At 59.9% G+C, this 22,660-nt stretch carries 24 protein-coding genes; 9 read left to right on the top strand and 15 right to left on the bottom strand.

All coding sequences use genetic code 11. The features are described 5' to 3' along the window. Window positions 1-38: 38 nt before the first annotated feature. From Q1A06_RS17405 to Q1A06_RS17395, 3 genes are read right to left on the bottom strand one after another with little or no spacing between them, the layout of a single operon-like run. Window positions 39-3,188 (bottom strand): CusA/CzcA family heavy metal efflux RND transporter, encoded by a 3,150-nt coding sequence (locus Q1A06_RS17405; protein WP_299566620.1) that lies wholly within the window; start codon window positions 3,186-3,188, stop codon window positions 39-41. Next, a complete protein-coding gene (locus Q1A06_RS17400; RefSeq protein ID WP_299566619.1) occupies window positions 3,185-4,621 on the bottom strand; it encodes an efflux RND transporter periplasmic adaptor subunit in 1,437 nt (478 codons plus the stop codon). Before Q1A06_RS17400 ends, Q1A06_RS17405 begins: the two co-directional genes overlap by 4 nt. Continuing rightward, complete coding sequence (locus Q1A06_RS17395; RefSeq protein ID WP_299566617.1) at window positions 4,618-5,016, bottom strand: FixH family protein; 399 nt, start codon at window positions 5,014-5,016, stop codon at window positions 4,618-4,620. The genes Q1A06_RS17400 and Q1A06_RS17395 overlap by 4 nt, the downstream gene beginning before the upstream one ends. Window positions 5,017-5,281: 265 nt before the next feature. Between Q1A06_RS17395 and Q1A06_RS17390 the strand changes: the two genes are divergently transcribed. Continuing rightward, entirely contained in the window at window positions 5,282-5,554 is a 273-nt protein-coding gene (locus tag Q1A06_RS17390; protein ID WP_299566615.1) for a hypothetical protein, read from the top strand. Here the strand turns inward: Q1A06_RS17390 and Q1A06_RS17385 are convergent. Beyond that, window positions 5,551-7,878, bottom strand: a complete 2,328-nt coding sequence (locus Q1A06_RS17385) for a heavy metal translocating P-type ATPase (protein ID WP_299566613.1) — start codon at window positions 7,876-7,878, stop codon at window positions 5,551-5,553. The genes Q1A06_RS17390 and Q1A06_RS17385 overlap by 4 nt on opposite strands. A 215-nt stretch (window positions 7,879-8,093) precedes the next feature. Here Q1A06_RS17385 and Q1A06_RS17380 point away from each other — a divergent pair, with 215 nt between their 5' ends. Both Q1A06_RS17380 and Q1A06_RS17375 read left to right on the top strand, forming a co-directional pair. Then, on the top strand, window positions 8,094-10,445 hold the full coding sequence (locus tag Q1A06_RS17380) for a cation-translocating P-type ATPase (RefSeq protein WP_299566611.1): 2,352 nt from the start codon (window positions 8,094-8,096) through the stop codon (window positions 10,443-10,445). Window positions 10,446-10,506: 61 nt separating this feature from the next. Then, window positions 10,507-11,007 (top strand): L,D-transpeptidase family protein, encoded by a 501-nt coding sequence (locus Q1A06_RS17375; RefSeq protein ID WP_299566737.1) that lies wholly within the window; start codon window positions 10,507-10,509, stop codon window positions 11,005-11,007. A gap of 6 nt (window positions 11,008-11,013) precedes the next feature. Here Q1A06_RS17375 and Q1A06_RS17370 read toward each other — a convergent pair whose 3' ends face one another. The 11 genes from Q1A06_RS17370 to Q1A06_RS17320 form a co-directional block, all read right to left on the bottom strand. After that, window positions 11,014-11,178: a hypothetical protein gene (locus Q1A06_RS17370; RefSeq protein ID WP_299566609.1), complete on the bottom strand. Its 165-nt coding sequence runs from the start codon at window positions 11,176-11,178 to the stop codon at window positions 11,014-11,016. Further along, window positions 11,175-12,671 (bottom strand): apolipoprotein N-acyltransferase, encoded by a 1,497-nt coding sequence (lnt, locus tag Q1A06_RS17365; RefSeq protein WP_299566607.1) that lies wholly within the window; start codon window positions 12,669-12,671, stop codon window positions 11,175-11,177. The genes Q1A06_RS17370 and lnt overlap by 4 nt, the downstream gene beginning before the upstream one ends. 45 nt (window positions 12,672-12,716) lie before the next feature. Next, window positions 12,717-13,193: a signal peptidase II gene (gene lspA / locus Q1A06_RS17360; protein ID WP_299566605.1), complete on the bottom strand. Its 477-nt coding sequence runs from the start codon at window positions 13,191-13,193 to the stop codon at window positions 12,717-12,719. A gap of 3 nt (window positions 13,194-13,196) precedes the next feature. Beyond that, entirely contained in the window at window positions 13,197-13,922 is a 726-nt protein-coding gene (locus tag Q1A06_RS17355) for a ZIP family metal transporter (RefSeq protein WP_299566735.1), read from the bottom strand. Between the two features lie 67 nt (window positions 13,923-13,989). Next, entirely contained in the window at window positions 13,990-14,442 is a 453-nt protein-coding gene (locus Q1A06_RS17350; protein WP_299566733.1) for a DUF411 domain-containing protein, read from the bottom strand. Between the two features lie 20 nt (window positions 14,443-14,462). Then, on the bottom strand, window positions 14,463-15,815 hold the full coding sequence (locus Q1A06_RS17345) for a M23 family metallopeptidase (protein WP_299566603.1): 1,353 nt from the start codon (window positions 15,813-15,815) through the stop codon (window positions 14,463-14,465). Further along, window positions 15,812-16,435 carry an SCO family protein gene (locus Q1A06_RS17340; protein WP_299566601.1) on the bottom strand — a complete coding sequence of 208 codons (624 nt, stop codon included), beginning with the start codon at window positions 16,433-16,435 and terminating at the stop codon, window positions 15,812-15,814. The genes Q1A06_RS17345 and Q1A06_RS17340 overlap by 4 nt, the downstream gene beginning before the upstream one ends. Window positions 16,436-16,443: 8 nt before the next feature. Next, on the bottom strand, window positions 16,444-16,875 hold the full coding sequence (locus Q1A06_RS17335; RefSeq protein WP_299566731.1) for a copper chaperone PCu(A)C: 432 nt from the start codon (window positions 16,873-16,875) through the stop codon (window positions 16,444-16,446). Between the two features lie 70 nt (window positions 16,876-16,945). Next, window positions 16,946-17,608, bottom strand: a complete 663-nt coding sequence (locus tag Q1A06_RS17330; protein ID WP_299566599.1) for a thioredoxin domain-containing protein — start codon at window positions 17,606-17,608, stop codon at window positions 16,946-16,948. Further along, complete coding sequence (locus tag Q1A06_RS17325) at window positions 17,605-18,048, bottom strand: disulfide bond formation protein B (RefSeq protein WP_299566597.1); 444 nt, start codon at window positions 18,046-18,048, stop codon at window positions 17,605-17,607. The genes Q1A06_RS17330 and Q1A06_RS17325 overlap by 4 nt, the downstream gene beginning before the upstream one ends. Beyond that, window positions 18,045-18,584, bottom strand: coding sequence for an SCO family protein (locus Q1A06_RS17320; protein WP_299566729.1), 540 nt, complete (start codon window positions 18,582-18,584; stop codon window positions 18,045-18,047). Before Q1A06_RS17320 ends, Q1A06_RS17325 begins: the two co-directional genes overlap by 4 nt. A gap of 247 nt (window positions 18,585-18,831) precedes the next feature. Here Q1A06_RS17320 and Q1A06_RS17315 point away from each other — a divergent pair, with 247 nt between their 5' ends. The 6 genes from Q1A06_RS17315 to Q1A06_RS17290 all read left to right on the top strand — a co-directional run bounded on the left by Q1A06_RS17315 (window position 18,832) and on the right by Q1A06_RS17290 (window position 22,570). Further along, window positions 18,832-19,260, top strand: coding sequence for a helix-turn-helix domain-containing protein (locus Q1A06_RS17315; protein ID WP_299566595.1), 429 nt, complete (start codon window positions 18,832-18,834; stop codon window positions 19,258-19,260). After that, a complete protein-coding gene (locus tag Q1A06_RS17310) occupies window positions 19,257-19,583 on the top strand; it encodes a YnfA family protein (protein ID WP_299566593.1) in 327 nt (108 codons plus the stop codon). Before Q1A06_RS17315 ends, Q1A06_RS17310 begins: the two co-directional genes overlap by 4 nt. A 69-nt stretch (window positions 19,584-19,652) precedes the next feature. Further along, window positions 19,653-20,456, top strand: coding sequence for a transglutaminase family protein (locus tag Q1A06_RS17305; protein ID WP_299566592.1), 804 nt, complete (start codon window positions 19,653-19,655; stop codon window positions 20,454-20,456). 19 nt (window positions 20,457-20,475) lie between these two features. Beyond that, entirely contained in the window at window positions 20,476-21,096 is a 621-nt protein-coding gene (locus Q1A06_RS17300) for a cation transporter (RefSeq protein WP_299566590.1), read from the top strand. A gap of 15 nt (window positions 21,097-21,111) precedes the next feature. Then, window positions 21,112-22,020, top strand: coding sequence for a cation diffusion facilitator family transporter (locus tag Q1A06_RS17295; protein ID WP_299566588.1), 909 nt, complete (start codon window positions 21,112-21,114; stop codon window positions 22,018-22,020). After that, entirely contained in the window at window positions 22,013-22,570 is a 558-nt protein-coding gene (locus tag Q1A06_RS17290) for a methyltransferase (RefSeq protein ID WP_299566586.1), read from the top strand. The genes Q1A06_RS17295 and Q1A06_RS17290 overlap by 8 nt, the downstream gene beginning before the upstream one ends. Window positions 22,571-22,660 lie beyond the last annotated feature (90 nt).

The raw sequence follows: 22,660 nt of genomic DNA, 5'->3' as shown, positions 1-22,660 counted from the left end.
CATTTCGATATCCCAATGCTTCCTTGATGCCGTTGCCCTTATTCTGCGACTTGCCCAAGTGCCCAACCAGGCACCGTACCGGCGTTCTTTAGGCTCCAACCTTTGATGATGGCATAAACTGCCGGAATGACGATCAGGGTCAACAAAGTTGACGACACCATCCCGCCGATCATTGGGACGGCGATGCGCTGCATGATCTCGGACCCTGTCCCATGCGCCCAAAGGATTGGCATCAGGCCGGCCATGATTGCGACAACTGTCATCATCTTGGGGCGAACGCGGTCTACTGCACCCACCATGATCGCAGCGTAGAGCTCGTCGCGGGTCAGGTCCCGGCCGTCCGCGCGGTCACGCGCTTCGTTCAATGCCTGATCGAGATAGATCAACATGATCACCCCAGTTTCAGCCGCCACCCCGGCCAGTGCGATAAACCCGACGGCCACTGCAACCGACATATTGAAGCCCATGAACCACATGAGCCAAATGCCACCGACCAGAGCGAAGGGTAGCGACAGCATCACGATCAAGGTTTCCGTCAGGCGGCGGAAGTTGAGGTAAAGAAGCAAAAAGATCAGCGCCAGCGTCAGCGGCACAACAGTGGCCAGCCGCTGTTTTGCACGTTCAAGGTATTCGAACTGCCCGCTCCAGCCCAATGAATAGCCGGGTGGCAGGGTGACGGAGGCCGCGACCGCCGCCTGAGCTTCGGCCACGTAGCCGCCCAGATCGCGGCCGACGATGTCGACGAAGATATAGACTGCAAGCTGTCCGTTTTCGGTGCGGATCGACGTGGCTCCGCGGGTGCGTTCAATCGTGGCCACGTCCCCCAGCGGAATGGTGCCGCCGCCCGGCAGTGCCACCTGGACCTCGCGCCCGATGGCCTCCGGATCGGACCTCAGTGTCGCTGGATAGCGCACGGCGACGTCGTAGCGCTCGCGGCCCTCGACGGTCTGCGTGATCGACTTGGCCCCCAGTGCCATGCCGATCACCTCCTGCACATCCTGAACCGACAGTCCGTAGCGGCCAAGCGCCGTACGGTCCGGCGTAATGTCGAGGTAATAACCGCCGATCACCCGTTCGGCATAGGCACTGGTCGTTCCCGGCACCGTGCGCACGACGACTTCTACTTCACGGGCAACCTTTTCCATCTCGGTCAGGCTGGTTCCATAAACTTTGATCCCGACAGGCGTGCGTATGCCGGTGGACAGCATGTCGATGCGGGCCCGGATCGGCATGGTCCAGGCGTTCGACACACCGGGAAATTGCAGGGCTGCGTCCATTTCCTGCCGCAGGCTTTCGGTGGTGACACCGGGTCGCCATTCGTTTTCCGGGCGGAGCTGGATGATCGTCTCGAACATCTCGGTCGGCGCGGGATCAGTGGCCGTCAGCGCGCGGCCTGCCTTGCCGAATACCGAGAGCACCTCGGGGAAAGTCTTGATGATGCGGTCCTGGGTCTGCATCAGTTCGGCAGCTTTTGTGATGGATAACCCCGGCAGGGTGGTCGGCATATACATCAGGGTCCCTTCATTCAGCACTGGCATGAATTCAGACCCGAGTTGGCGCGCCGGCCAGACGGTGACCACCAATGCGACGAGCGCCACGATGATCGTCAGGCTTTTGGCTTTCAGAACACCCCGAATGATCGGCCGGTAAACCGCGATCAAGGCCCGGTTGACCGGATTTCTGTGTTCCGGGATGATCCGCCCGCGCACAAACACCACCATCAGCGCAGGCACCAGTGTCACCGACAGGAACGCCGCTGCCGCCATCGAGAAGGTCTTGGTGTAGGCGAGCGGGCCGAACATGCGTCCCTCCTGTCCTTCCAGTGAAAAGATCGGCAGGAACGAGACGGTGATGATCAGAAGGCTGAAGAACAACGCCGGTCCGACCTCACTTGCGGCATCGATCAGCACCTCAATGCGGGGCTTGTCAGGGGCGGCCCGTTCGAGGTGCTTGTGCGCATTTTCGATCATCACAATGGCCGCGTCTATCATAGCACCGATGGCGATGGCGATTCCACCGAGGCTCATGATGTTGGCCCCGATCCCGAGGAATTTCATTGCCGTAAAGGCCATTAGCAATCCGACAGGCAGCATGATGATCGCTACGAGGGCAGACCGGACGTGCAACAGAAAAATGATCGTGACCCCCGCCACAACGAGGCTTTCTTCCAGCAGCGTTGTTTTCAGCGTCTCGATCGCCGACAGGATCAGGTCTGACCTGTCATAGACCGGCACGATTTCCACCCCGTCCGGCAGGCTTTGAGCCACCACGTCCAGTTCCGCCTTGGCGTTTTCGATCACATCCAGCGCATTTGCACCGACCCGTTGCAGCACGATGCCGCTTGCCACCTCGCCCTCACCGTTCAGCTCGGCAATGCCACGGCGTTCATTGGGGACGATTTCGACCCGCGCTACATCGCGCAAGCTGATCGGGACGCCGCCGATACTACGCAGGGTGATGTTGCCGATATCCTCGGTTCCCGACAGATAGCCACGTCCGCGCACCATGAATTCGAACTCGGACAGCTCCACCGTGCGCCCGCCTGTGTCCATGTTGCTCTCAGAGATTGCTTTGCCGATATCGGACAGCGTGATCCCCTGCGCGCGCATCCGCACCGGATCCACCGTGACCGAATATTGCTTGACGAAGCCACCGACACTGGCAACCTCAGACACGCCCTCGGCACGGCTGGCCCCGAAACGCACCACCCAATCCTGCAAGGACCGCAATTCGGCAAGGCTCAGGTTCTCGCCGGTGATCGCATACTGATAGACCCAGCCAACCCCTGTGGCATCCGGACCAAGCGTGGGCGTCACCCCGTCGGGCAGGCGGGCGGCGGCGGCGTTGAGGTATTCCAGCACCCGGCTGCGGGCCCAGTATGGGTCTACGCCATCCTCGAAGATGATGTAGACAAAGGAAATGCCGAAGAACGAAAAGCCCCGCACCACGCGGGATCGCGGCACCGTAAGCATGGCCGAGGTCAGTGGATAAGTGACCTGATTCTCGACCACCTGCGGGGCCTGGCCCGGATAATCTGTCAGCACGATCACCTGCACATCCGACAGGTCGGGAATGGCGTCAATTGGCAGGGTCCGCAGGGACCAGACGCCGGCGGCGATGATCAAGGCCGTGGCAAAGAAAACCAGAACAAGGTTGCGGGCGGACCATTCGATGATACGGGCGATCATTCTGCGGCTTCCGGGGCGACCAGTGCGGCGAGGGCTGCGTTCAGGTTGCTCTCCGCGTCGATCAGAAAGGTCGAGGTGGTGACGATCCGGTCGCCCTCGGCAATACCTTCGCGAACTTCCACCATCCCGGCTGCCTGCCGCCCCAGCACCACATCCTGCGGTGCGAATTTGCCCTCTCCCATATCCCGGATCACCACCTGACGGTCGCCGGTATCGATTACTGCTGTTTCCGGCACTTGCACTACGGGCGCACCGTCGCCCGTCGCCAAAGCCACATCAGCGAACATGTTGACCAGCAAGCGACCCTCGGGGTTGGACAGATCGATGCGGATGCGGGCCGTCCGGGTCTGCATATCGACCTCGGGATAGATCTTGTCGACCAGGCCGCTGAAGATCTCGCCCGGCAGGCCCGGGAAGGTGATCGTCGCAACGTTTCCATCCGAAAGTCCCGCAAGCGCAGACTCCGGCACGTCCGCCATAACCCAGACGACCGAGGTATCGGCAATGCGAAAAAGCGTTTCTCCAGCCTCTGACATCATGCCTTCGATGGCCATCCGTTCGAGCACGACGCCTGACCGCGGTGCCATCAGGGTGATTTGCACCGGCGTACGCCTGTCCGCGGAGATCTTGTCGATGACGGCTGTTGGGACGCCCAAATTTGCCAACCTTTGGCGGCTGCCTTCGACGCGCCCTTCACCGTTTCGCAGGTCGGAAACATACTGCGCTGCAGCAGCGACGACCTCCGGGGAATAGAGCATCGCCAGCGGTTCGCCCGCTTCAACGATTGATCCGGTCGTTACATCCTCGACTTCTTCAATGAACGCATCCGCACGCAATGAGATGACACTGACACGACGATCATCCAGCGCGACGATCCCCGGCGCACGCACCATCGTTGCCATAGGTTGAAGCACCGCGAGTGACGTACGTACGCCGGTGCGCTGTAGTTTGCCCGGTGACACATTCACCGATCCGGCATCGTTTGCCTCGCCTGCATAGACGGGAAGATAGTCCATCCCCATGGAATCCAGCTTTGGCACCGGCGAGGTATCGGGCAGGCCCATCGGGTGGCGGTAGTAGAGAACGGTTCGTTCGCCACCATCTGCATCTGGGGGGGTAACCGACTCTGGATCAAACGATACGTCTTCGCTCGCCAGAACCGGCAAAAACCCCCTGCCATCGGCGGTGTCAGTCGGTGCGGCGGACCATTCGGCAAGACCGTCAGGGTGTCGATAATAAATGATCGGGCCTGTCGCCTTTCGGGGTGCGGCTGGCATTGCTTCAGCTTCGCGTCCCATCAATGCGGTGATTTGCACCTGCACCGCATCCGTCAGCATAGCGGGCGTCCAGCCCTTTCCGCCCGCCGCAAGGCCCGCCCATCCAGCCACACCGCCAACCACTCCGATCAGCACGAGTTTGCCACATATGCTCATGGCTGTACCTCGATCACGATCTGCGCCTGAACGGTTTCCACCTCGCCCTGCACCTTGGCCGCAACTGAGAAGCGCCAGTTTCCGTCCATCGTCAGATCGGCGGAAAAGCGATAGAGACCGGGCTCTTCGCCGGGTAACGCAAGGACCGGTGAAGTCATCGTCTCCATGCCGTCGGGCTCCATATCCAGCCTTGTGGCAAAGATGACGGCACCTTCGACGGGCGCATTGGTGCGGGTATCGATGAAACGAAGTTCTATAACCGCACCATCGCCGAAGGGATAAGTCGTTTCGACAAGAACGAGGTTGAAATCTGATGCAGCCGCGTGAGCCATCGGCACGGAAAGCTGCGTCGCGACCACGAGGGCCGCAAGAATGCTGGGGAAATAACGGGGCATGATACGCCTGTATTGACGGGCAATTGGAACGCCAGCAATCAGGTTGACCTTTTTCCGGTCAAAACGTTACTTCGGCGCGTGGATTTTCTGGTGCGACAGGCACCCGATCCGTCAAGCCTTGGGCGGTCTTTGCAGCGCACCGACCGCGTGTCGTCGGTTTGCGGTCGCATCAGCCCAAAAAAAAGTAGCACGCCCGGAGCCCGCGAGGCTCGTTAGCGCCGCTCGTTCCTGCCCCGGAACAATCGGAGCTACCCGACATTGCATCGTGGAAATGCAAGCGGCATTGCATTCCGGCATGTCCGGACAATCATCCGGGCAGCAATCGCTCTGCATGGCCATTGCAGGCGCAGGGTCCACGCTTGAAATGGACGCAAGACTGGTTTGCGCCAGAACAGCGCCAACCAACAGAGCAACCAGAAAAAGGCGCGTTTTGAGTAACATGCAACGGTCTATGCTGGAGTTTTCGAAAATCAGCAATACACGTTTTGCTGAAGCAGAAATATTGATCGTCTCCACGTTTCAGGCGCAGATCGCCTAAAGTTTCAATCGCCGTAGTCTGAGCGCGTTCGCGATGACCGAGACCGACGAGAGGCTCATGGCGGCTGCAGCGAACATGGGCGACATTAACAGGCCGAAAACCGGGTAGAGCACTCCCGCAGCCAAGGGCACACCGAGCGTGTTGTAGGCAAAGGCCCAAAACAGGTTCTGGCGGATATTGCGGATCGTCGCCACTGCCAGTGTCCGCGCTTTGACGATACCGTTCAGATCACCGCGCAACAGCGTGATGCCCGCACTTTCTACCGCTACATCCGCGCCCGTGCCCATGGCCAGGCCAACATCCGCTGCGGCCAGGGCTGGTGCGTCGTTAACACCATCGCCCGCCATCGCGACCTTGCGGCCTTCGGCATGCAGCTCGTCCACCAGCGCCTTCTTATCTTCCGGCAGAACGCCGGCCCGCACCTCGTCGATACCAAGGCGCTGCGCGACGGCCTTGGCCGTGCGTTCATTGTCTCCTGTCGCCATGATGATCCGCAGGCCAGCCTCGTGCAGTTCTTTGATTGCCGCGGCCGTCGTTTCCTTGATCGGGTCGGCGACGGCGACAATACCGGACAGTTTTCCGTCTATGGCCACGAACATCGCAGTCTTGCCGTCGGCGCGCAGGGCATCTGCTGTTTCCTCCGCCGCAGAGGTATCGAGGGACATGTCGCGCATCATTGCGGTGTTGCCGAGCGCGACTGTCCGGCCCGAGACGGTCCCGCTCACGCCTTTTCCGGTCACCGCCTCGAAGTTTTCGGCATTGCCGACCTTGATGCCCTTTTGCTTCGCGCCTTCGACAATGGCCTCTGCCAGCGGGTGCTCCGAGCCTTTTTCCAGGGCGGCCGCGAAGGTCAGAATGGTCTCCTCGTTCTCGTCGCCCAGAGTGGCCACATCGGTCAGCTTCGGCTTCCCCTCGGTCAGGGTGCCGGTCTTGTCCACGATCAGCGTATCGACCTTCGCCATGCGTTCCAGAGCTTCGGCGTCCTTGATCAGCACACCCGCCTGTGCACCGCGCCCTGCGGCCGTCGTGATCGAAATCGGGGTCGCCAGACCGAGAGCGCAGGGGCAGGCGATGATCAGCACCGATACCGCCGAGGCGATGGCAAAGACCAACGCTGGTTCGGGCCCGAAACTCAGCCAAGCGACGAACGCGAGCAACGCGACCAGGACAACGGTTGGCACGAAATAGGATGCGACCTTGTCTGCAAGACCCTGAATCGGCGCGCGGGACCTACGCGCGTTCGAAACCATCTCGACGATCTGGCTCAGCATCGTATCGGCACCCACGCGCGCAGCCTCAATGACGAGAGAACCATTCTTGTTGATGGTGCCGCCAGTGACGTTATCGCCGGGACCTTTTTCAGCCGGCAGCGGTTCGCCGGTGATCATGCTCTCGTCGATGGAGGACGTGCCGTCGATGACCGTGGCGTCGACGGGGATCGCGTCGCCGGGACGCACCCGCAGACGATCGCCTTCGACGATGTTTTCCAGCGGCGCGTCATATTCCGTGCCGTCAGGCAGGATACGTCGTGCCGTTTTTGGGGCCAGATCGAGCAGCGCCCGAATGGCATCGCCGGTCCGTTCCCGCGCCCGCAATTCCAGAACCTGCCCGACAAAGATCAGCGTAATGATGACCACCGCGGCCTCAAAGTAGGTGCCGACACCCGCGCCCATCCGGTAAACCTCCGGAAACACGCTTGGAAGGAACGTGGCGACCAGTGAATAGATGTAGGCCGCACCGACACCGATGGCGATCAGCGTCCACATGTTGGGCGAACGGTTCACGATCGAAGCCCATCCCCGCTCGAAGAACGGCTTTGCCGCCCACAGCACGATTGGTGTCGCCAGCACGAACTCGATATAGGTCGCCAGCTGATGCCCGATCCAGTCCCGGACAGGCAGACCGACCAGCTCACCCATGGTCAGGATGACCAAGGGAACGGCCGCGGCGGCACTGATCCACATCCGGCGGGTGAAGTCGGTCAACTCTTCGCTGGGTTCGTCCGAAGGAAGCATCGGTTCAAGCGCCATGCCACAGATCGGGCAAGGTCCGGGTTCGTCACGAACGATTTCGGGGTGCATCGGGCATGTATACTGCGCGCCTGCCTGGGACGTCATGCTACGATCCGATGCCTTGCCAGAGGCGTAGTAGACTGGATCGGTCTTGAACTTGGTCTGGCACTTGTCGGAGCAGAAATAGAAAGTGTCACCTTCATAATCCGCCTGACAGGCCTCTGGCGAAATAGTGACGGACATGCCGCAAACCGGATCCTTGGCCTGTTTCGATGACCGCTCTGACGCATCCTTGTTTCTTATCTGATCCATTGCCTAACCTTTCAAAACTACAATGGAAGAGAAAATAGTGATTCCAGCAGATGGAAGGTCAAGTCCTATCGGCTTGCTTTCGTGCCCGAACAATTCAACGGATGTTCAATGTTGACCTGTGACGGTCTCACGACTGGAACATGCAAGAAACTTCTTGAACCTCTAGCAACTGAAGCTCCTATCTTCCATTTAGCGCTCATTTTTCGAGGTTTCCAATGCAAGACGACGGTCCTAGCAAGCATGCACACGTTCATCAGAGTAACCGTAAAGACACAAAAGTCTGCTGCGGTCAGACCGCCGAGACTGTTGCGGAGGTGTCGACCACCCCGGAGTCGGCAGGACGAAGTTTTCGCGTAAACGGTCTCGATTGTGCCGAAGAAGTCGCGATCCTGAACCGTGTCGTCGGGCCTGTAGTCGGTGGATCGGACAATCTGGCGTTCGACGTTTTGAACGGTCGCATGACGATCCTGAAAAGCGCCGGTTCCGTGAGCGATGATCACATCATCAAGGTCGTTGGCTCGACAGGGATGAGCGCGAAGATCTGGGACGCTGAAACCGCCGAAGAAGATCAGGCGGCGCATTTCGCTCGCCAGCGCCTCTTTACCGGGCTGAGCGGCGGCTTCTGGGCGGCAGGCTTTATCTATCACATCATCGAGACCGGAGCAGGAGGGGCGTTGCGGCTGTTTTCCGGTCATGGCGAGACCTCAATGCCTTTCATCGAAATCGGTCTGTTTCTGTTGGCGGTGGTTCTGGGGGCTTGGCTGGTCGCGCCAAAGGCATGGTCGGCGGCGCGCAGGTTGTCGCCGGACATGAACCTGCTGATGATCGTCGCCGTCGCAGGTGCCATCGCCTTGGGCGAATATTTCGAAGCGGCGACAGTCGCGTTCTTCTTTGCTCTGTCGCTCACGTTGGAATCCTGGAGCGTGGGGCGTGCGCGAAATGCCGTCTCGGCGTTGCTGGACCTGGCTCCACCAACGGCCCGGGTCATCCGGGACGATGGAAGCGAGGCGGACGTTCCGGCAGCCGAGGTCGCCATCGGCGACCGTTTCGTGGTGCGGGGCGGCGACAGGATTCCGCTCGACGGCGAAGTGGCCGACGGGCGCGGCGACGTGAACCAGGCTCCGATTACCGGCGAGAGTGCGCTTGTCGCCAAGGAAACCGGCGACGAGGTCTATGCCGGGACGATCAACGGCGACGGCACGCTGACGGTTCGGGCGACGAAGGCCGCAGGCGATACGGTGCTGTCGAAGATCATCCGCATGGTGGGCGACGCCCATTCGAGGCGGGCCGAGGTGGAGCAGTGGGTCACGAAGTTCGCACGCATCTACACGCCCATCGTCATGGTGCTCGCCCTGCTGATTGCCGTCGTGCCCCCGCTGCTGTTCGCGGGCGCGTGGAGCTACTGGATCTACAACGCGCTGGTGCTGCTGGTCATCGCCTGCCCCTGTGCGCTGGTCATTTCCACGCCGGTTTCGATCGTGGCCTCGCTTGCCGCTTCCGCGCGCAACGGCGTGCTGATCAAGGGCGGGGCCTATGTCGAGGCTCCGTCTCGGCTGACAGCGCTGGCAATGGACAAGACCGGCACGATCACGATGGGCGAGCCGGAAGTCGCGGGTCTGCATCCGCTGAACGGCACGACAGACCGTGATTTGCTGAGTGCCGCCGTGGCGCTGGAGGCGCGGTCGTCACACCCACTCGCCCGCGCCATTCTGGCCCGTGGCGAGCGCGATGGGCTGGAGCGGTCGGCGGCAACGGACACACGGACTGTGCCGGGCCGGGGTGTCGAAGGGTCATGGCAAGGCAAGTCCATCTGGCTCGGGTCTGACCGGTTCGCTTTGGAGAAGGGTCTGGGTGATGGCATTCCCCGCGACCTGCTGGAACGGATCGAAGGCGCGGGCAGCACGCTTGTTGCCGTTGGATCGGGCGACCAACTGCTCGGCCTGATCGAACTACGTGACCGTATCCGCCCGGACGCGAAGGGAATCGTTGCGAAACTCCATGCGCAGGGCGTGAAAACTATCGTCATGCTGACAGGCGACAACGAGCGTACCGCGCGCGCAGTCGCGGCGGAAGTCGGGATCGACGAGGTTCGCGCCGAGTTGCTGCCCGAAGACAAGGTACGCGCAATCGAGGAGCTGGTCGCGACCCACGATGTGGTGGCGATGATCGGCGACGGCGTGAACGATGCGCCTGCCATGGCGCGTGCGCATTTCGCCATCGCAATGGGGGCGGTAGGGTCGGACGCCGCCATCGAGACTGCCGATATCGCGCTTATGACGGACGATATCGGCAAGGTGCCGTGGCTGATCGGTCATTCGCGCCGGACGATGAACATCATCCATCAGAACATCGCAATCGCACTGGCGACGAAGGCGCTATTCGTCGGCCTGACCGCCTTCGGCATGGCAACCATGTGGGGTGCCATTGCTGCAGATGTCGGCGTTTCACTACTGGTCGTGGCGAATGCACTAAGGCTGCTTCGATCCACGACCGATACGGGCACCCCGACCGGGGGCGACCAGGTGGGAGAGAAAATGGCGCAAGGGGCCTTGGCGCACGGGCATTGATTGATGCGATGCCCCGCGACCGATACAAGCAAACGCATAATTTGATAGAGCGGATGACATGATGAAAACAACACGTCGTTTTGCGGTTCTGGGAGGATTGGCCATTGGCCTCGCCGGATGTGCCAGCAAATTCCGGACCTATGACGGGCCCGCAGTCACACGGCTGCAAATGTTCAAGGGCGACCGGAGCTTGTTCCTCTACAACAACGCCCGGGTTCTGAAAGCCTACCGGATTGATCTGGGCTTTGCGCCAGAAGGGCACAAGCAGTTCGAGGGTGACGGAAAAACGCCCGAGGGGGCCTATACGATCGACAAGCGCAACCCGGACAGCCTGTTCCACCTGTCAGTTGGCATCTCATACCCAAATGAGGCGGATATCGCATACGCCGCCTCTCAAGGACGCGAGCCGGGTGGCGAAATCTTTATCCATGGCGGGCCACGGCCCGGCATCGACGCGATCAAGCCCGATTGGACGGCGGGGTGTATCGCAGTGACGGATCGCGAGATTGAAGATATTTACGCGATGGTGCGCGACGGGACGCCAATCGACATATTCGCCTAGCGCCGTTCAAATCAGGCGCGCAAGAAGGATTGACAGGAAAAGCGCCAGCAGCCCGAATACGATCGCTGAACTCGTCGCATACTGAGCGATGTCCTTCTTGTTTCCACCACGCTTCTTTGCAAGATATCCGCCCCATGCGGCGCCTACCAACGCTCCGAAGATCACGATCATAGTTCGTTGTCCTTTCTGAAATTCAGTCCGATGGCGCTGGCGAGGCACGCTGCTAAGATAAGCAGGAATGTCATTTGCCCATATTTCGAGAATGGCGTGGGCGGAAGCGCAGCAGGCAAGGGGGTGTCGAGCACGCCGGTTTCGTCCATTTCAAGGCGAGAAACGATCCGTCCGAAGCCGTCGATAACCGCCGAAATACCCGTATTCGCCGCGCGTACCATCGGCAGGCCTTCTTCGACCGCGCGCATCCTAGCAGAAGCCAGATGCTGTCTGGGTCCGAGCGACGCTCCGAACCAAGCGTCGTTCGTGGCGTTGAACAACCAACCCGGTCGATCCGCAGCGTCCACGACCCGTCCGGGAAATATTGCCTCGTAGCAGATTGAAAGACCGACCGGAGGTAAGCCGGGTAAATCGAGAGTATCCGGGCCAGGACCGGGCGTGAAATCACCCAAGCCTGCGGTCAGTCGATCCAGCGGAAGGAGGCTTCGGAAAGGAACGTATTCCCCGAACGGCACAAGATGATGCTTGGCATAACGAGCCACGATCCGACCGTTTGAATCAATCGCCAGCACCGAATTTCTGTAGCTCGTGCCATTCCCGTCCGGCGCGCGGGTCTGTGCCCCGGTCAGAAGGATACTGCCTTCAGGCAGAAGGTCGGCGATCCGGTCCAGCATCGTGACGTCTTCGTCAATATAGCCGGGAAAAGCACTTTCTGGCCAGAGAAGGAGGTCGAACCCTCCCGGTTGCGCCGACAGGTCGAGGTAGCGCGCAATGTTGCGGGCACGAAAGGCAGGGGCCCATTTCTCTCTTTGGGGGATATTCCCTTGAACGATCCTGACGGTGGTGTCGGTCGGCAGCGGTCGCTCCGCAAGTCGGACCATGCCGAACGCTCCGACTCCTGCCGCCACCGCCGTGAAAAGAAAGATGGCACTGACGTTTTGCCGACGATCCTGTGCAAGGAGCGTGACGGGCAGGACCGACAGCAGAACCGTGAGAAGGCCGAGTCCGTAGCTTCCGACCCATGCCGCCATCTGACGCGGTATGTCATAGTCGGCCCACGCATAACCAATCAGGTTCCAGGGAAAACCCGTCAGAACCGTGCCGCGGAGCCATTCCGAGACTGACCAGCAGACGGCGAAGATCAATGCGCCAGGCACACCATGCGCTTTGCTGGATGCGAACGCCGCCATCGCCGCCGCCGGAAACAGGGCAAGTCCCGCTGACAGTCCCGCCACCGCAGGGACAGCCATCCAGCCGAACCGCTCCGCATCGACAAAAAAGCTCTCTGCGATCCAGGACAGTCCGAACAGGAAGAAGCCGACGCCGAACATCCACCCGGCAAGACCGGCCCGTTTGCGGCTCTCTCCGACCGTGATGAGATACAGCCCACCAAATGCGATGGGCAGAACCACCGGTGTAGAAAACGGCGGCAGAGCGCAAACCGCCAGAGCACCGAGGGAAAATGCGCCGAGCGTGCGGGCAATGCCCGTCACTCTCCGAACCCTTGGAGCGGTGATGCCGGTCAAAAACACCATCACTTATTTCGATATTTCCGATGAGGCGACCTTTTCACGTCCTGTAAAGATCAGCAGAACTCCAACGCCGCAAACTACAAAGGCATCCGCCAGATTGAACGCAGGCCAGTGCGTCGTTCCGAGATAAAAGTCCAGAAAATCGGTCACTCCGCCGAAGCGAAGACGATCCAGAATATTTCCCAGAGCGCCGCCGATCACCATGCCATAGGCGATCGCCTCGGCTGCTTGCGTGGCCCGGATCAGCGAGACCACAAGAAACAGAACGACGGCGGTGGCGACCAGTGCCAGTCCCCACCATGGCACGTTCTGAAAGAACCCGAAGGTCACACCATAGTTGCGGTGAAAGATCAGGTTGAAGCCAGGGAAGACGGGAATGCCTGCGGCCAGTGTGTCCGCGTTGGCAAGGACAAAGGCCTTCGATGCCTGGTCGGCGGCGAAGGCCGCGACGGACACGCAAATTCCAAGGGAACGGATTGCCATGATTCACCCCAGCCAGACATCGAGAAACAGCATGACGACGAGGCCGATCGCGAGACCTGTGGTCGCCTGTTTCTGGTGGCCGCTGCGATGGGTTTCGGGGATGATCTCGTGGCTGATGACGTAGAGCATCGCGCCTGCCGCAAAGGCCAGACCCCAGGGCAGAAGGGGTTGGGCCACAACAATTACCGCAGCGCCCAGAAAACCGGTGACGGGTTCGACAAGGCCGGTCAACGCCGCAATGCCAAACGCACGGCCCGCCGAGTATTTTTCACCCAACAGGGCGACTGCCACGGCAAGACCTTCGGGTGCGTTCTGCAATCCGATCCCAAGGGCGACGGGAAATCCGCCGGTGAAACCGTCAGCGCCAAACGCGACACCGACAGCCAGACCCTCCGGCGCGTTGTGAATCGTGATAGCAATAATGAAAAGCCACACGCGCCGCAGCGAGACAGCCTCCGGGCCTTCGCGACCGCTGCTGAAATGCTCGTGCGGGATCATCTCGTTCATCAATGCGACCACGCCCATCCCCATCAGGATTGCCACGCAGACGATCAGCGCCGGGATTGCTCCGTCTCCGTATCGCCCTTCTGCCGCGTCGAGTGCGGGTATGATGAGCGAGAAGAACGATGCCGCGAGCATGACCCCTGCGGCAAAGCCAAGGGAGATGTCGCGCCACTTGCGCGAAGGGGTCCGGCCGAAAAGCACGGGCGTCGCTCCGACGGCGGTCATCAGACCGGCGGTGAGGCTTCCCAGAAATCCAAGTGCGACGGGCGAAAGAGTTGCGACCTGCTCCACCTCAGTTCGCCGGATAGGACGAAAAGACTTCGGTGGTGCCGTCTGCTTTGACCAAAAAGACGTCGTAGGCTTCGATATCGTCGCCGAAATCCATGCCGGGTGAGCCGATGGGCATGCCGGGCACGGCGAGACCTACGGCATCGGGACGTTCCTCAAGCAAACGGGTGATGTCGGCTGGCGGGACATGTCCCTCGATGGTGTAGCCATCGATGGTGGCCGTGTGGCAGGAGAACATATTGACGGGGATGCCGCGATCCATTTTGAGACGGATCAACGCACCGCCCATGTTCTCGCCTTCCGGCGCGAACCCGGCCTCGGACAGCTTTTCCATCCAGGCAACACAGCACCCGCAGCCGCGCGTCTTTCCGACGTGGATGGCGGTCTGGGCGGTCGCTGCCGTGGCGGCGGCAATAAAAAGTGTCGTGGCGGCGAGAGTTCTGAGCCTGTAGATCATCATTTTTCCTTTGAAATTATTCATGTGTCTTCGCTGAGTGTCGTCGCGAAGCGCGTGCGTGTTGCTTCCAGGATCGCCGTGGCATCGCCGGTATCGAGACTTTCGGCTGAGGCCAGTAATTCCTCGCCAAGCGGGTCGATGGGCCGTCCGTCCACGCGCACTTCGTAGTGAAGGTTCGGGGCCGTTGCCGTGCCTGTCTCGCCAACCTGGCCGATCACCTCGCCCGCCTGAACACGGTTCCCGACTGTCAGACCCTCGGGCACGGCGCTGAGGTGCGCGTAGCGGGTCAGCGTATCGGACCCATGGGCGATCTCGACCACCCGACCGTAGCCGTTTCGCCACCCGATAAAGGAAACCCGTCCGGGCGCGGTGGCCGCGATCGGCGTCCCCGCCGCGGCGGCATAGTCGACCCCGGTGTGCATCCGCATGTTGCCGTAGATCGGATGCTTGCGCTGGCCGAAGACGGACGACAGGCGCGCACCTTCCACCGGCGGTGCGACCGTCCGCAGGATTTCGCCATTCAGATAGACCGTCGCGCGCCCTCTATCTTCGTCGGACCACACGATCTCGAATCGGTCGTCTGCCAGATCAAGCGCGGCATAAGTCAGAAGTGGTTGGCCCACCTCGGACCCGTCGGGAAGGATCGGCTGGCCCCAGAGGATATTTAGACTTTCGCCACCTTGCAGATCGCGGCGGAAATCGACCGTGTCTCCCAGAACTTGTGCAAGATCGACAGCGAAACGAGGCGGCACGCCTGCCCTGTCGAGCGACGCATAGATCGACCCGCTCACCAGCAACTGACCCGCCCGTTCGACTGTGGAGGCGGCAGGCGCTATCGTCCGGCCGGCAATCGTGTCGTCCAGAGTGACTTCGATCCGGATCCCATCGTCGACGGTTAATGTCACGATCGCTGGCGAACCATCCAGGCGAAATCCGACACTCAGACGGTGGCCCGGTCGAAGACGACGCAAATCATATTCGACCGCCACTGCGAGTGCGATTTCCGCTCGCATCTGCGCATCCATTTCAGCGCGGGAGAGAAGCACGTCCAGCGTATCACCGGTCTCGACCGTCGCTTCCCAAGGCGGCATGGCGAGGGCCTGAACGATTGCCGCAAGATCATCTTGTTCTGGACGTGCGAGAATAGGAAGCTCCGGCATCTGGAACGCAGCTTCTACGCTGTTCGACATGGGATCGCGGACTGCGCCGATGACGCCGGGTCCAGCAATGGGTTCCGGCGGAGCAACGAGAGCTGTCGGAGCTTCGAAAAAGATGTTGTCGGGTGGGGGCGCTGAGACCAGCGTCCTGCTCGCAATCGTGCCGACCGCTGCCGCAGCCACCGTCGTTCCCAGAACGATATGTCTCAATCTCAAGATTCTGCCCCCTCGGCTCTGTCCTGCATCGCGCGCCTTATCTTCGGCACGGCGAATTCGCGTGGTTCGTGATAGTCGATGATGCTCACGAAACGGCCTGTCGCATCGAACAGGAACACGCCAGCCGTATGGTTCATCGTATAGCCGCCGTCCGCGCCCTCGACCTTCTCATAAGTGGCCCGGAACCCTTCGGCGGCGTCAGCAATCTGGTCTTCCGACCCTGTCCACCCCTGTATCTGTGGGTGAAAGTAGGAAACGTATTCGGCCAGGGTTTCTACCGTGTCGCGATCCGGGTCGACGGTGATGAGGATGGTATTCAGATCCTCGGCCTCTGTCCCGAGATCGTCGAGCCAACCGGAAATATCCGAAAGCGTCGTCGGGCATACATCCGGGCAGTAGGTGAACCCGAAGAAGACCAAGCTGGGTTGTCCGATCAGCGATGCGGGGCTTACATCCGCACCGTCCTGATCGGTCAGATTGAAATCCATTGCGGTCAGCGGCAGGGGCCGCTCGCCCGAAACCGGGCCAGCACCAGGCCCATCGACCTGCCACCATCCGATGAAAAGAGCGAAGACAATCGCTACTGCTCCAATCGCTATGAATTTCGCCGCTTTGCCCATTGCCGATGTCAGCCTTCGGGACCACGGGCTCCGACCCCGAGGATCGGCACGTTCACTTCCAGCTCTGTGCCGTCGGAAAAGAGCAAGGTCAGCGGGAACGTCTCTCCTTCGACTAGCGGTGACTGCAACTGCATCAGCATGGCATGATAGCCGCCGGGTTCGAGAGCGACCGTTCCGCCAGCCGGGATTGCGATATCCTCGGCTGGAGTCATGCTGCTGACTCCGTCAGAGTTTGTCCGGGTTTCGTGGACCGAGGCCATGCCGGAAATTTCGGCGCGCAAGCCGACAAGCGAGACAGTATCCTTGCCATCGTTTCGGATGGTCAGATAGGCGCCGCCCGGTCGCGACATGCCGATGCTCGCGCGCGCCCATGGATTTTCCACCGAGATCAGAGTGTCATTTGAGGCGTCCTGCGCCGCCGACATTGTTGGCAGGTTCATGACCAGAGCGACCGCCAGACCCAGAAACCCCTTTGCAAAAACTTTGAACACTCTGTTTCTCCAATTCATTCTAGTTGCCCGCCGTCGCCGCGACTTCGGACCTTACGAGCGCCAAAAGTTGCTCTGCACCGAAGTCGGGCAAGGGTTTGCCGTTGACGAAGAAGGTCGGCGTCTGTCGTACACCGACGGCTTCGACATCGGCGCGGTCCTGATTGAGAACGCCGACGATGCTGGGCGATCTGATCTGGTCCGCCGCTGCCGCGGTATCCAGACCCGCCGCTCCGGCGATTTCCATGATCCGCTCCGCTGCCGGAGCGCCGTGTGAGGCCCACGCGGATTGGTTTTCAAGGAGCGCCTCAAGCACGGGGATGAAAACCTTCTGCAACCTGGCCGCTTCCAGCACCTTGATTGCCAGCTCCGACCCTTCACCGTGAAAAGGCGTGTAGCGCATGACGACGCGCACATCGTCGGGATATTGCTCCAGTATCTGTTTCACGATGGGATGAAACGCGCGGCAGGCCTCGCAGGCAGGATCGAAAAACTCCACGATCGTCACGGGCGCATCCTCGCGCCCGAGGACGGGAGAATAGGCCCGGATGAGACGGTCCTTTTGCTCCAGAGGAGCAGCCGTCGCCGCCGGTGCCGGATTGGGGCGTGATACGAACCATGCGCCAGCCGCAAAAACGGCCAGCACGACGGCGAGGGTCGCAAGAATGAGTGTCTTTCGATTCATGTTGAAATCCGTCGAAGTTGAAAGAGAAAGAAAAGGATCGCCCCGAACGTCAAAACCGAAAGAAACGGGATCGGCAGACCGACGATCAGCATGGCGTCATCCGTGCAGGACGGTCCGGTTGCGGTGCAGGGCGTGATCGGCGCTGGCACGATCCCGGCGTAAAGCAGGGAATGGTAGAGAGCGATGGCCGCTCCGAAAAGCGCGAGAGGAGCAGCGTAGCGCCATATTGAGAAATCTGATCGCCAGGCGGCCAGACCCAGGATGATGGCAAGCGGGAACATGAAGGCGCGTTGGAACCAGCACAGATTGCAGGGGGCCTGCCCTAGGACTTCGCCGATGAAAAGCACGGCAAGCGATGCCGACAAGGCAATGATCCATGCCGAAAGCAGCAGCGCTACCGGGCGGTAGGCTATCCCCTGTGCATCAGAGGCAGCCGTCACGCGCCGATCCTGTCGCGAAGATCGGAAACGATACGTGCGGGATCCTGATCGTATTCATAGATGCGGACAAACTCCCCCTGTGGGTCGAACAGAAGGAAAGATGACGTATGGCCGACGGAGTAATTCTCAGGAGCCGAAGCGTCGTCGACCTTCTGGTAGTAGATATTGAAGGATTTCGCTGTCCGTTCGATTTGTTCCGACGACCCGCTCAGGCCAAGAATTCCTGGACCAAACTGCGGAATATACTCAGCCAGAACGCTTGGCGTATCCCGTTCCGGGTCGACGGTGATGAAAAGCGGTTGGACACCCGCACTCTGGCTGCCGAGATCGTCCATAACCTGCGCGATGGTGGCCAACCCCATCGGACAGACGTCCGGGCAGTTCGTGAAGCCGAAAAAGACGAGCATCCAGCGTCCGCGAAAATCCTCTTCGGTCTGAACCATGCCGTTGTGGTCCGTCAGTTCGAAATCCGCGCTGAAACCTTCGCCCTCGGGTGCAAGTCGGGCGGCAACCGGACCCTGATCACGTTCGGTCATCCAGAGCGTGGCGACTATCACGACAGCGACCGCCACCATCGACCAGAGAGCTATCCGGACCATTTTCATCGTTTACGCCATCCATTTGTTCAGTTCGTCGATGTGGCGGATACAAGCTACAGCAGATAGAGGTTCAAGCATAAAATTGCTTTTCCTGGATAGTTGTCACGCCAATGTGAAACCTTCGTCTTTTCAAGGGAGTTGGTCCTCCTATAAACTACAGTCGCTGTAGACAGAAGGGGCACACATGCTGGCAATTGGAACACTCTCCCGCAGAACCGGAACCAAAGTTCAGACGATCCGCTATTACGAAGAAATCGGATTGATGAATGAGGCCGGACGAACGGCGGGCGGACAGCGCCGTTACTTCGAAAAGGATCTGGACCGGCTGGCCTTCATCCGGCACTCGCGACAGCTCGGCTTCTCGCTCGACTCCATCCGGGAACTTCTGGACCTGTCAGACAACCCGTCTCAGCCCTGCGCCGAAGCGGACTCGATTGCCCGACGTCAACTCCGTCAGGTCGAACAGCGGATCAAGCGTCTGCAAGCCCTCAAGAAGGAGTTGAAGCGCATGGTCGCCGAATGCGATGGCGAGAGTGTCGCCGAGTGCAAGGTTTTGGAAGTTCTGCGCGATCATTCCGAATGCCTGACGGAGCATGATGAGATCGGCGCATGAACGCTGCAATTGCCTATCCGCTGGCGGCATTGGCCGAGATTGCAGGCTGCTTTGCCATCTGGACCTGGTGGCGCACCGGGTCCTCGCCTCTTTGGATCTTGCCAGGTGTGGTGTCGCTGGTCGTCTTTGCATGGCTTCTCGCGCAAGTTCAGACTTCTGCGGCAGGCCGTTCATTCGCCGCATATGGTGGCATCTATATCGCTGCGTCGATTTCCTGGATGTGGCTGGTCGAAGGGCAACGTCCCGATCGTTGGGATCTGATTGGAACGGTTGTGGCGCTTATCGGTGCAACCATAATTCTCGGGGGAGCGCGAGATACCTGAAGAAAATGCTTGAAGCTACAGTCACTGTAGGTGTTACCTCTTCATCGAATTGATTTGAGGACACTGAAGATGAGCCACCCAGACGCTGAACTTAGTCCAACGCGGCTTCTCGATTTCCAGACTGCTGCGATAGCCGAACTGGTCGAAGCCCGCGCTTGGCGGGATTTGTCCGAACACGACCGGATCGGTGCGGCCTATGACTTCGTGCGGAACAAAATCGCATTCGGCTACAATGCAGCCGACGACCTTCCCGCCTCGGCTGTGCTTCGGGACGGCTATGGCCAGTGCAACACCAAGGCGACGCTGCTGATGGCATTGCTGCGGGCTCTGGACGTTCCATGTCGACTGCACGGATTCACCATCCACAAATCATTGCAGCGCGGGATCGTGCCGGAAATCGTCTATCCGCTGGCGCCGAACAGGATCCTTCATAGCTGGGTCGAAGTCTGGCACGAGGGACGCTGGATCAATCTGGAAGGCTTTATTCTCGATGATGCGGTCCTGACCGCCCTTCAAGCCAGGTTTGCGAATGAGATAAAAAGCTTGTGTGGGTATGGGGTCGGGACAGATAGCCTTTCTGCTCCCTCGGTCGAATGGAGCGGGACCGATACGTATATCCAGAGAACCGGTATCAACGCCGATCTCGGATTGTTTGAGACACCGGACGATTTTTATGCGCAGCACCAACAATCCTTCGGACGTCTGCGAGGGCTGCTTTACCGCTACCTGATCCGCCACTGGATGAATGCCCGCGTAAAGTGGATGCGGACCGGTAAAGTCCCTTTCATTCCGGACCTCGGGCAATGCTCCGTTTTGCCGAGAAACATTCCTGTCGGGAACATGCGGTCCGGTCAAACGGTTGCAAAGCAATAGCTTTATCAGGATTTGCCAAATGTCGAACAAATTTTCCAGCACATCGAATGAACGAGAGCGTCGCACGCTCTGGATCGTCCTCGGGCTCAACCTCGCGATTGCCGTCGGTTTCTTCGCAACCGGAGCAGTCGGCGACTCCAGCGCCCTTATCGCCAACGGTCTCGACAACACGTCCGACAGCCTTGTCTATGCCATTAGCCTGCTTGCCCTGTCACGTTCAGCGAAGTGGAAGCGTGGAGCGGCCAACGCTTCCGGCGCACTGCTTCTCTTATTCGCAGCGGGCATTCTCTACGACGCATGGCGCCGTTATGTCGGAGGATCTGATCCTCTGGGCCCACTTATGGTTGCAATGGCGCTGACAGCCGCTGTCGTGAACGGTATCTGCATCTGGTTGTTGGGCCGTCTGCGGGAGCCGGACGTCAATATTCGGGCCGCGAATACGTTCAGTCTCAATGATTTCGTCGCCAATCTCGGGATCCTGATCGCCGGTGGCCTTGTCGCCTGGCTCGGCACCAACTGGCCCGACCTCGTTGTCGGTGTTGCTGTCGCAGGTATCGCGGCTTGGGGCGGGGTGGAAATCTTACGCGACGCGCATGGAGAACATCACAAGGCTGTCCACGACGACAGACCCGGCAAATAAGAGGAGGATGGCAGAATGCCCCACGATCACGGACATATCGACGCCGAATCCGGCGACAAGAGGGTTGCTATTGCAATCTGGGCCAACGGTCTTCTGACAATCGCACAAATCGTCGGCGGCATCCTGTCGGGCAGTCTCGCGCTGATCGCCGACGCGATCCATAACTTCTCCGACATGGCGTCGCTCGTAATTGCGTTCGGCGCACGCAAGATTGCGCGCCGCCCCGCCGATGCGAAGATGACGTTTGGATACGGCAGGGTCGAGATCGTGGCGGCGCTGATCAACTATACCTCGCTCATCATCATCGGGCTCTATCTGGTCTATGAAGGTGCGATGCGCTTTGTCGACCCGCCGGAAGTCGCCGGTTGGACCGTGGTAATACTGGGTGGCGTGGCGCTGTTCATCGACACACTGACGGCGTTTCTGACCTATTCCATGCAGAAGGGCAGCGTAAATATTCGCGCCTTGTTTCTGCACAACCTCAGCGATGCACTGGCCTCGGTGGCGGTGATCGTCGGCGGTGTGTTGATCCTGCTCTACGACATCCGCTGGGTCGATCCAGCGATCACCATTGGCATTGCCGCATATATCCTCTGGCTCGCGTTCACCGAGATCGGTGGGCCGATCCGCACCCTGATGCTGGGTAGTCCGCCCGACATCGACACGGACGAGGTCATCGCATCCGTCGAGGACTTGGGCGGCGTGGAAGAACTGCACCAGGCGCATTTCTGGCAAATGCAGGAACATCGCGCCGCCCTCGATACGCATGTCGTGATCGAGAACGACCGCTGGGATGACCTCGACAGTATCAAGGCGGCGATCAAGGCGCGGCTGAAAGACCAGTTTGGTATCGACCATTCCACACTGGAATTCGAACGGTCACGGAACAAGCATCAGGACGCAGACAGGTATGGTCATGGATGACCTCAAGACCCTGATCCTCCTGCTGGGGTGTGCCGCAAATCTCCTGCTGATCGCGGGCATACTCTGGTCGATCTTTCAACCGGAGCGCCGTGTCTGGCCCCCGGAGCGCTCTACCGCGACCCATAAAACCATCGTCTGGGGGATGACGTGCTTGGGCTTTGGGTCCACCATAATCCTGGGCTTTCTGGAATGGGGAGCATTCGATTTTCATTGGGCGATACGCTGGGGTCTTGGGTTTGGCCTGATCGTTCTAGGCAATGCCGTCGTCTGGTCTGCTGTCATGCAACTCGGGATGGGCGCGACAAGTGGCGACGACGGCGTTCTTCGAAGCGGTGGCCTATACCTGTTCTCCCGCAATCCTCAGTATGTCGCCGACATCGCGATCCTCATCGGGATCGGGCTGTTCTCCGCGTCGATCCTTGCATGGCCGGTGATTTGCACTGGCATTGCGGCATTGGTCCTCGCGGTGTTCGCTGAAGAGCGCTGGTTGATTGATCGGTTTGGAGACGCATATCGCAACTATCTGCACACAACCCGGAGGTTTCTCTGACAGCGTAAGGACTGATGATCTCACGGTTTTGTGAATAATAGCCTGTTGAAGCTCTAGTTGGTGGAGGTCGGATAGTGCAAAAAAAACAGA

Origin of the sequence: uncultured Sulfitobacter sp. (assembly GCF_947497275.1) — a bacterium.
Classification (GTDB): Bacteria; Pseudomonadota; Alphaproteobacteria; order Rhodobacterales; family Rhodobacteraceae; genus Sulfitobacter.
Note: the sequence above shows the minus strand (reverse complement) of the source record. Positions and strands in the feature narration are given on the sequence as shown.

Excerpts from the sequence above, each read along its gene's own strand:
- Q1A06_RS17405 (WP_299566620.1), bottom strand. The coding sequence starts at position 3,188 with ATGATCGCCCGTATCATCGAATGGTCCGCCCGCAACCTTGTTCTGGTT.
- Q1A06_RS17400 (WP_299566619.1), bottom strand. The coding sequence starts at position 4,621 with ATGAGCATATGTGGCAAACTCGTGCTGATCGGAGTGGTTGGCGGTGTG.
- Q1A06_RS17395 (WP_299566617.1), bottom strand. The coding sequence starts at position 5,016 with ATGCCCCGTTATTTCCCCAGCATTCTTGCGGCCCTCGTGGTCGCGACG.
- Q1A06_RS17385 (WP_299566613.1), bottom strand. The coding sequence starts at position 7,878 with ATGGATCAGATAAGAAACAAGGATGCGTCAGAGCGGTCATCGAAACAG.
- Q1A06_RS17380 (WP_299566611.1), top strand. The coding sequence starts at position 8,094 with ATGCAAGACGACGGTCCTAGCAAGCATGCACACGTTCATCAGAGTAAC.
- Q1A06_RS17375 (WP_299566737.1), top strand. The coding sequence starts at position 10,507 with ATGAAAACAACACGTCGTTTTGCGGTTCTGGGAGGATTGGCCATTGGC.
- Q1A06_RS17370 (WP_299566609.1), bottom strand. The coding sequence starts at position 11,178 with ATGATCGTGATCTTCGGAGCGTTGGTAGGCGCCGCATGGGGCGGATAT.
- lspA (WP_299566605.1), bottom strand. The coding sequence starts at position 13,193 with ATGGCAATCCGTTCCCTTGGAATTTGCGTGTCCGTCGCGGCCTTCGCC.
- Q1A06_RS17355 (WP_299566735.1), bottom strand. The coding sequence starts at position 13,922 with ATGACCGCCGTCGGAGCGACGCCCGTGCTTTTCGGCCGGACCCCTTCG.
- Q1A06_RS17350 (WP_299566733.1), bottom strand. The coding sequence starts at position 14,442 with ATGATCTACAGGCTCAGAACTCTCGCCGCCACGACACTTTTTATTGCC.
- Q1A06_RS17340 (WP_299566601.1), bottom strand. The coding sequence starts at position 16,435 with ATGGGCAAAGCGGCGAAATTCATAGCGATTGGAGCAGTAGCGATTGTC.
- Q1A06_RS17335 (WP_299566731.1), bottom strand. The coding sequence starts at position 16,875 with ATGAACCTGCCAACAATGTCGGCGGCGCAGGACGCCTCAAATGACACT.
- Q1A06_RS17330 (WP_299566599.1), bottom strand. The coding sequence starts at position 17,608 with ATGAATCGAAAGACACTCATTCTTGCGACCCTCGCCGTCGTGCTGGCC.
- Q1A06_RS17320 (WP_299566729.1), bottom strand. The coding sequence starts at position 18,584 with ATGACCGAACGTGATCAGGGTCCGGTTGCCGCCCGACTTGCACCCGAG.
- Q1A06_RS17315 (WP_299566595.1), top strand. The coding sequence starts at position 18,832 with ATGCTGGCAATTGGAACACTCTCCCGCAGAACCGGAACCAAAGTTCAG.
- Q1A06_RS17310 (WP_299566593.1), top strand. The coding sequence starts at position 19,257 with ATGAACGCTGCAATTGCCTATCCGCTGGCGGCATTGGCCGAGATTGCA.
- Q1A06_RS17305 (WP_299566592.1), top strand. The coding sequence starts at position 19,653 with ATGAGCCACCCAGACGCTGAACTTAGTCCAACGCGGCTTCTCGATTTC.
- Q1A06_RS17300 (WP_299566590.1), top strand. The coding sequence starts at position 20,476 with ATGTCGAACAAATTTTCCAGCACATCGAATGAACGAGAGCGTCGCACG.
- Q1A06_RS17295 (WP_299566588.1), top strand. The coding sequence starts at position 21,112 with ATGCCCCACGATCACGGACATATCGACGCCGAATCCGGCGACAAGAGG.
- Q1A06_RS17290 (WP_299566586.1), top strand. The coding sequence starts at position 22,013 with ATGGATGACCTCAAGACCCTGATCCTCCTGCTGGGGTGTGCCGCAAAT.